The sequence below is a fragment of the Streptomyces sp. ICN903 genome, assembly GCF_022015835.1.
In the GTDB taxonomy this organism is placed as follows: Bacteria; Actinomycetota; Actinomycetes; order Streptomycetales; family Streptomycetaceae; genus Streptomyces; species Streptomyces fenghuangensis.
In genome coordinates, this window is sequence record NZ_JAKMAY010000285.1 from 1 (window position 1) to 7,343 (window position 7,343).

At 75.2% G+C, this 7,343-nt stretch carries 6 protein-coding genes; 2 read left to right on the forward strand and 4 right to left on the reverse strand.

Annotation, left to right across the window (positions count from 1 at the left end):
• Nucleotides 1-65: 65 nt before the first annotated feature.
• The 4 genes from L7D48_RS23330 to L7D48_RS23345 all read right to left on the reverse strand — a co-directional run bounded on the left by L7D48_RS23330 (nucleotide 66) and on the right by L7D48_RS23345 (nucleotide 5,497).
• Nucleotides 66-2,435, reverse strand: a complete 2,370-nt coding sequence (locus L7D48_RS23330) for a transglutaminaseTgpA domain-containing protein (protein WP_237882142.1) — start codon at nucleotides 2,433-2,435, stop codon at nucleotides 66-68.
• Nucleotides 2,435-3,799, reverse strand: a complete 1,365-nt coding sequence (locus tag L7D48_RS23335; protein WP_237882144.1) for a DUF58 domain-containing protein — start codon at nucleotides 3,797-3,799, stop codon at nucleotides 2,435-2,437. The genes L7D48_RS23330 and L7D48_RS23335 overlap by 1 nt, the downstream gene beginning before the upstream one ends.
• Nucleotides 3,799-4,824, reverse strand: a complete 1,026-nt coding sequence (locus L7D48_RS23340) for a MoxR family ATPase (protein WP_237882146.1) — start codon at nucleotides 4,822-4,824, stop codon at nucleotides 3,799-3,801. The genes L7D48_RS23335 and L7D48_RS23340 overlap by 1 nt, the downstream gene beginning before the upstream one ends.
• A 142-nt stretch (nucleotides 4,825-4,966) precedes the next feature.
• Nucleotides 4,967-5,497, reverse strand: coding sequence for a carbonic anhydrase (locus tag L7D48_RS23345; RefSeq protein ID WP_237882148.1), 531 nt, complete (start codon nucleotides 5,495-5,497; stop codon nucleotides 4,967-4,969).
• Nucleotides 5,498-5,925: 428 nt separating this feature from the next.
• Between L7D48_RS23345 and rsmH the strand changes: the two genes are divergently transcribed.
• Together rsmH and L7D48_RS23355 are read left to right on the forward strand one after the other, a co-directional pair.
• A complete protein-coding gene (gene rsmH, locus L7D48_RS23350; protein ID WP_308312328.1) occupies nucleotides 5,926-6,882 on the forward strand; it encodes a 16S rRNA (cytosine(1402)-N(4))-methyltransferase RsmH in 957 nt (318 codons plus the stop codon).
• 128 nt (nucleotides 6,883-7,010) lie between these two features.
• The gene (locus L7D48_RS23355; RefSeq protein ID WP_374493451.1) at nucleotides 7,011-7,322 is read left to right on the forward strand and encodes a septum formation initiator family protein; all 312 of its coding nucleotides are present in this window, start codon (nucleotides 7,011-7,013) and stop codon (nucleotides 7,320-7,322) included.
• Nucleotides 7,323-7,343 lie beyond the last annotated feature (21 nt).

Here is a 7,343-nt window from a genome sequence, read left to right on the forward strand (position 1 = left end):
CGTCCTGAACGACCGCCCTCCGCGGCCCCCCGACGCCCATCACGTCCGCCCGCCTCAGCCCCGCCTCAGACCCGCTGCCGCGACGGCCTGATCCGCGCCAGTGCCCGCCGGGCCGGGCCGCTCCACCGCCCGGCCGCCGCCGACCAGCGCTCCGAGACGGCCCACACCACCCGTACGGCCGACCGCGGCAGCAGCAGGGCCCGCAGCCGCGCGCCGCGCCCGGCGGCCGCCCGCAGCCCGGCCCGCACCCGCCGCACGTCCCCGGCCAGCCCCTGCGCCGACCGCGGCTCGGGGGCGTAGAGCGCCCGCTCGGCCGCCGTGGCCAGCCGGTGCAGGGCCTCGGCGGCCTCGCCCTCCAGCCTCCCCAGCCGTACGACGCGCGCCGCGGCCGTCCGCACGGTGGCGGACTCCTGCGGGAGGATGCCCAGGTCCCAGGCGGAGTCGGTCGCCTCCCGCCAGGCGGCGAGCGTACGGGCACCCGGGTCGCCACCGCCCTCCAGCCGCCGGGACCGGAGCCTGCCCCGCCACAGGGCGGGCAGCGCCAGGACCCCCGCGGCGAGCAGCACGGACGCCGCCACCAGCAGGACCCTGCCCACCGGGAGGCCACCGGCGGCCCCGCCGTCTCGCGGAACGGCCGCCGCGCCGCAGTCCTCCGTGCCCTGTCCCGGGACGCACTCCTCGGACTCCGACGGCTCCGGAAGCGGCCGCGCGCTGTCCTCCGGACGCGGGGCGGGGGCGTCCGACTGCTCAGGGGAGGGCAGGTCGGGCTGGGTGTACTCCGGCACGCTGCCCCGGCTCGGGGTGGGCTCGAAGCGGGTCCAGCCCACGCCCTCGAAGTACAGCTCCGGCCAGGCGTGCGCGTCCTGCAGCCCCACCGTCATCCCGCCGCTGCCGTCGGCCGCCCCGGCCGTGAACCCCACCGCGACCCGCGCCGGGATGTCCAGGGTGCGGGCCATGGCGGCCATGGAGAAGGCGAAGTGGACGCAGAAGCCCTCCCGGTCCTCCAGGAAGCGGGCGATGGCCGCGCTGCCGCTGCCGGCCTTCACCTGGGTGTCGTAGCGGAAGCCGCCCTGGGAGGAGAACCAGTCCTGGAGCCTCACGGCCCGCTCGTAGTCGCCGGCCGCCCCCTCGGTGACGTTCCGCGCCGTCTCGGCCACCACGGACGGCAGCGACTCCGGTACGCCGGTGTACTCCTCCATGATCTGCGGTGAGGGCGCCGGGGCTTGGGCCAGCTGGCGCGCGGTCGGCCGTACCACCAGGCTGTCCACCTCGTACCGCACGCCCCGGGTGGTCTGCCCGCGGTCGCCGACGAGCGTGCGGCCCTCCGGCTCGAAGCGCCACCGGCCGTCGATGCGCACCTCGGCGGCCGGGTACGGCATGGGCAGCCAGTTCTGGGCGTACCATCCGGCGGCCCGGAAGGAGGTGGTGACGCGCTCGGTGCCGACGGACGGCGACAGACCGGGCACCGGCGGAAGCGGGCGCGGCAGATCGGTGATCCGGCGCTCCGACGGTTTCCAGGAGGTGCCGTCGAACCGGTCCAGGGCCACGATCCGCAGGTACATGTCCGAGGTGCTCTCGGCGTCGGTGGTGTACGTCAGCACCGTGCGGTTGTCCGGCTGGTTCAGGCTGTCCTGCAGCGCGACCAGCGGATTGACCGCCGAGATCGTGCCGCCGCCGCTCCCCGTGCCCCGCCCCTGGCGCGCGGTGTCCAGCAGCCCGCCGCCCAGTGACGGCAGCACCGCGGGCACCACCAGGGCGATCCCCAGTGCGACCGCGCCGATCCGCCGCCCGGTGCGCACCGGCGGCGGCGCGGTGCCGCCGGGCCGCGCCGTGCCGAACCCGCCGCCGAACACCCGGCCCCACCGCGAGAGCCGGTCCCGGCCCTCCGCCAGGAGCAGCAGCAGATAGCCGCCCGCCGCGCACAGGAACCACAGCAGGCTCCCTCCTTCCGGGGACAGTCCGGCCGCGACCGAGTACAGCGCCAGCAGCGGCAGCCCGGCGGGGGCCGCGGCACGGTACGTCACCGCGAGCATGTCCACCAGCAGGCCGATGACGACCACACCGCCCACCAGCAGCAGCCGGATGCCGTCGGTGACCGGGGCCGGGATCGAGAACCGGCCGACGTCCGCGGTGCCCTGCGCCAGCAGCGCGCCGAAGGCCTCCACGGCGTCCGGGCCCGGCAGCACACCGAGCACGGCGTCGCCGCGGACGAAGACGAAGGTGAGCAGCAGCAGCGACACCACCGCCTGCGTCGCCACCGCCGGTACTCCGGACGGTGTCGCCCGCCGCACCACCGTGCCCACCGCGCTCTGGACGCCCAGCAGCAGTGCGGCCTGGAACAGCCAGCCGGCCGGGGCGACCAGCGGCAGCAGCGCGCACGCCGCCGCCAGGGTGGCCGCCCAGGCGCAGAACGCCAGCCGGGCCTGTCCGCTCATCACCCTCCACTCCTCGCCGTCCGCCCGGGCACCCCGCCCGCGGACCGGTCCGCCTGCCGCCACAGATCGGGCAGCGCCTCCCCGGGGGTGTACGGCAGCACCGTCCAGCCCGCCTCGCGCAGCAGCCGCTCCCCCTCCTCCCGCACGGCCGGCTCGCGCGACCCGCGGGGCAGGAGGGCCACCGCGCCCCTCGCGCGCTGCCGCATCCGGCCGGCCAGCATCGTCTGCTCCTCGTCCAGCGAACCGAGGAAGGCCACCAGCAGCCCCTCCTGCCCGCCACCGCCGCTGCCGCCGCGCAGCGCCTCGTACGCCCGGGCCAGGCCCGGTTCGCCGGAGTTCTCCACCACCGCGAGGGTGTCCAGGACCAGCCCGGCGGTGTCGAAGGCGGCGATGTCCGCACCCGCTCCGTCCGGCCCGGGCACGGTCGCGCCCGTGTCGGTCAGCAGCCGTACCGCGTAGCCGCGCTCCAGCAGGTGCACGGCCACCGAGGCGGCTCCCGAGACCGCCCACTCGAACGCCGACTCCGGACCGGAGCCGGCCCAGGCCGTCCGGCGGGTGTCCAGCAGCACGGTGCAGCGCGGCCGCTGAGGCTGCTCCTCGCGGCGCACCATCAGCTCCCCGTGGCGGGCGGTGGAGCGCCAGTGCACCCGGCGCAGGTCGTCGCCGTGGCGGTAGCCGCGCGGGATCACGTCGTCGTCGCCGGCCGCGGCCAGGGAGCGATGCCGCCCCTCGCCCAGGCCGGCCGCCTCCCCGGCCAGCCGCACGGGGGGCAGTTCCTCGGTCCGGGGCACGACGGTGAGGGTGTCGCGGGAGCTGAATGAGCGGGTCAGCTCCACCATGCCGAACGGGTCCGTCAGCCGCAGTTGCAGCGGACCTATCGGATAGCTTCCCCGCAGGTCGGAACGGACCCGGTAGGAGACCTCGCGCCGGCCGCCCGGCTCCATCCGGTCCAGGACGAAGCGCGGGCGCGGGCCCAGGACGTAGGGGACCTGGTCCTGGAGCATCAGCAGGGAGGTCGGCAGCCGCGAGACGTTCTCCAGCCGCAGGTGCACCAGGGATTCCTCCCGGGCGGGCACGCGGACCGGGGACAGCCGCCGGGAGGCCGCCACGCGGTGGCGGGTGCGGTACAGCACGATCACGCAGACCAGGGGCAGCGCGGCCAGCAGCACCCCCACCCGCAGCAGGTCGCCCTGGCCCAGTACGTAGGCGCACACCACCGCGGCCGCCCCCGCGGCCAGGAACGAGCGCCCCCTGGTGGTGAGCCCGGCGAGCGCGGCGCGCAGCGAACCCCGGCGCTCTCCCGCCGGCGGGCCCCCGTCCGCGCCTCCGCCGGCGCCCGGGGCGGCTGTGCCGGGGCCGTCCATCACAGTCCCCGCTGGGAGGGCCGGCCGTACAGCGGGGGCTGCGAGGTCGCCTCCCGGTAGTTGGACGCGGGCACGGGGACGCGCCGCACGATGTCGAGGACGAGCTGCTCCGAGGTGCGCCCGCCGAGCTGGGCCTGGGCGGTGGGCAGCAGCCGGTGCGCCAGCACGGGCACGGCCAGCGCCTGCACGTCGTCGGGCAGCACGAAGTTCCGGCCCGCCAGGGCCGCCGCCGCCTTCGACGCCCGCAGCAGGTGCAGGGTCGCCCGGGGCGAGGCGCCCAGCCGCAGTTCGGGGTGGCCGCGGGTGCCGGCCACCAGGTCGACGGCGTACCGGCGGACCGGCTCGGAGACATGCACGCCGCGCACCGCCTCCACCAGCTTGGCGATCTCGTGCGCGTGGGCGACCGGCCGCAGGTCGTCCAGCGGGGAGGTCCCGCCGTGCACGTCGAGCATCCTCAGCTCGGCCTCGGGACTGGGGTAGCCGATCGACACCCGCACCATGAAGCGGTCGCGCTGCGCCTCGGGCAGCGGGTAGGTGCCCTCCATCTCGACCGGGTTCTGGGTGGCCACCACCATGAACGGGTCGGGCAGTTCGTAGCTGCGCCCGTCGACGGTGACCTGCCGCTCCTCCATCGACTCCAGCAGGGCCGACTGGGTCTTGGGGGAGGCGCGGTTGATCTCGTCGCCGATCACGACCTGGGCGAAGATGGCGCCCGGCTTGAACTCGAACTCCTGCTGCTGCTGGTCGTAGACGCTCACCCCCGTGATGTCGGAGGGCAGCAGGTCGGGGGTGAACTGGATCCTGCGGACCGAGCAGTCCACGGATCTGGCCAGCGCCTTGGCGAGCATGGTCTTCCCCACGCCCGGCACGTCCTCGATCAGCAGGTGGCCCTCGGCCAGCAGCACGGTCAGCGAGAGCCGTACGACCTCCGGCTTGCCCTCGATCACGCTCTCCACCGACCGGCGCACCCGGTCCGCCGTGGCGGTCAGATCGCTGAGATCAGCTCGTTCGTCATAGGTCGTCACCCGGCCCTCCTCGGCCCGCTCACGGGCCGGTCCGCCCCTCGGCGGGCCGGCCCATCCCCGAACAACCGGCACGTCCCCCGCGGGAGGTGCCCGCGGGAGAGAGCCGTCACTCAGGCATTCTTCACTTACACAGCCCCGTGCGTCACGATTCCGGGCCGTCCGCCGGGTCGATCTCCCGGAGCAGACCCGTGGTGACGTCGAAGACGAAGCCCCGTACGTCGCCGGTGTGCAGCAGGAACGGAGAGGTACGTACCCGCTCCATCGACTGCCGCACGTCCTGGTCGGCGTCCTTGAAGGACTCCACGGCCCACGACGGCCGCTGGCCGACCTCCATCTCCAGCTCGTGCCGGAAGTCCTCGGTCAGGTTCAGCAGGCCGCAGCCGGTGTGGTGGATCAGCACGACGGAGCGCGTGCCCAGGGCGCGCTGGCTGATGGTCAGCGAGCGGATGACGTCGTCGGTGACCACGCCGCCGGCGTTGCGGATGGTGTGGCAGTCGCCGAGTTCGAGACCGAGGGCGGCGTGGAGGTCCAGCCGGGCGTCCATACAGGCGACGACGGCGACCTTCAGCACCGGCCGGGCGTCCATCCCCGGGTCGGTGAACTCGGCTGCGTAACGCTGGTTGGCTGTGACGAGGCGGTCGATGACCGGCCCCTCGGAGGAAGACGATGGCATGCCTATGACCGTAACCGCCCCGTCCTGCTCCGGCCCGGATTGGGGCAGGGCAAAGCCGGTCAACGCGCACGGTGTGTGAGGTAACCCACATCAGTGATGTCCGGCCCCCCGTGCGGGTGGAACCGGACGCGGGGATCCGCGGCACGCCTGTGCGGGGAAGCGGCCGGGACGCGCCTGACCAGTTGGTTGACCGGGGGGACGAGTGGACTAAAGTGACGCGAAGCGGGAGCCGGGCAAGCGCCGGGCTCCCCCTGCCGAACCTCAGATCCCACAGAATCCCATGTGCGCGGGCGCGCGTACGGCCGCGTACGGCCCGGCCTCCTCCCGCTCCCGGCCGGCCGGTGCCCCTTCCCCGGCGCCGGCCGCCGTTCTTCCCCTTCGCGAGCGGGCGGGGACCAGGCCGTACGGGCCCGCTCAAGGAGAGTCCAGTGAGCACCAACGAGCGGCACGTCCCGGTCATGCTCGGGCGCTGTCTGGACCTGCTCGCCCCCGCCCTGCGCGAGCCCGGCGCCACCGTCGTGGACTGCACCCTCGGGCTGGGCGGGCACAGCGAGGCGATGCTGTCGCGGTTCCCGGAGGTCCGGCTGGTCGGCCTGGACCGGGATCCGGCCGCGCTGGAACTGGCCGGCGAGCGGCTGGCCCGCTTCGGCGACCGGGCCACCCTGGTGCACGCCGTCTACGACGAACTGCCCGAAGTGCTGGGACGGCTCGGCGTGCCGCGCGTCCAGGGGGTCCTGTTCGACCTCGGCGTGTCCTCCATGCAGCTCGACGAGGCCGAGCGCGGTTTCGCGTACTCCAGGGACGCGCCGCTGGACATGCGGATGGACCAGAGCAGGGGCGTCAGCGCCGCCGAGGTCCTCAACACCTACCCGCCCGGCGAACTGGTGCGCATCCTGCGCGCCTACGGCGAGGAGAAGCAGGCCAGGCGGATCGTCTCCGCGATCGTGCGCGAGCGCGAGAAGGAGCCGTTCGCCGGCAGCGCCCGGCTGGTCGAGCTGATCCGCGAGGCGCTGCCGCAGGCGGCCAAGCGGACCGGAGGCAATCCCGCCAAGCGCACCTTCCAGGCGCTGCGTATCGAGGTCAACGGCGAACTGGCCGTGCTGGAGCGGGCGTTGCCGGCGGCCGTCGCCGCGCTGGCGGTGGGCGGCCGGATCGCCGTCCTGTCCTACCACTCGCTGGAGGACCGCCTGGTCAAACAGGTGCTCGCCGCAGGCGCCACCAGCACCGCGCCGCCGGGGCTGCCGGTGGTCCCCGAGCGCTACCAGCCCCGGCTGAGGCTGCTGACCCGGGGGGCGGAACTCCCCGCCGAGGAAGAGGTCGCCGAGAACCGCCGCGCCGCCCCCGCCCGGCTGCGCGGCGCCGAGCGCATCCGGGAGGAGCCCTGAAGGACACACCGAAGGCCGCGCCCGGGGCCACCGGGAAACCGGCCTACCCGACCCCCCAGCAGCGGCTGGCACGACTGGCGCGACTGGTCCCCGCGGGCGCCCCCTCCGCACCGGCCCGCGCCCCCTTCGTGCTGCTGGTGGTCCTGCTGCTCGGCTCCGGGCTGCTGGCCCTGCTGCTGCTCAACGCATCCGTCAACCAGGGGTCCTTCGAACTGAGGGAGCTGGAGAAACGGGCCGGGGAACTGGCCGACGAGGAGCAGGCGCTCCAGCAGGAGCTGGACTCCTTCTCCGCCCCGGACGCACTGGCCGAACGGGCCCGGGAGCTGGGCATGGTGCCCGGCGGGAACCCCGCCTTCATCCTTCCGGACGGCACCGTCCGGGGCATGCCCGATCCGGCCCCCGCCGCACCCGGGGGGCCCGAAGGGGAGGACGCCCCGTGAGCGAGCGCCCCCGGCACCCCC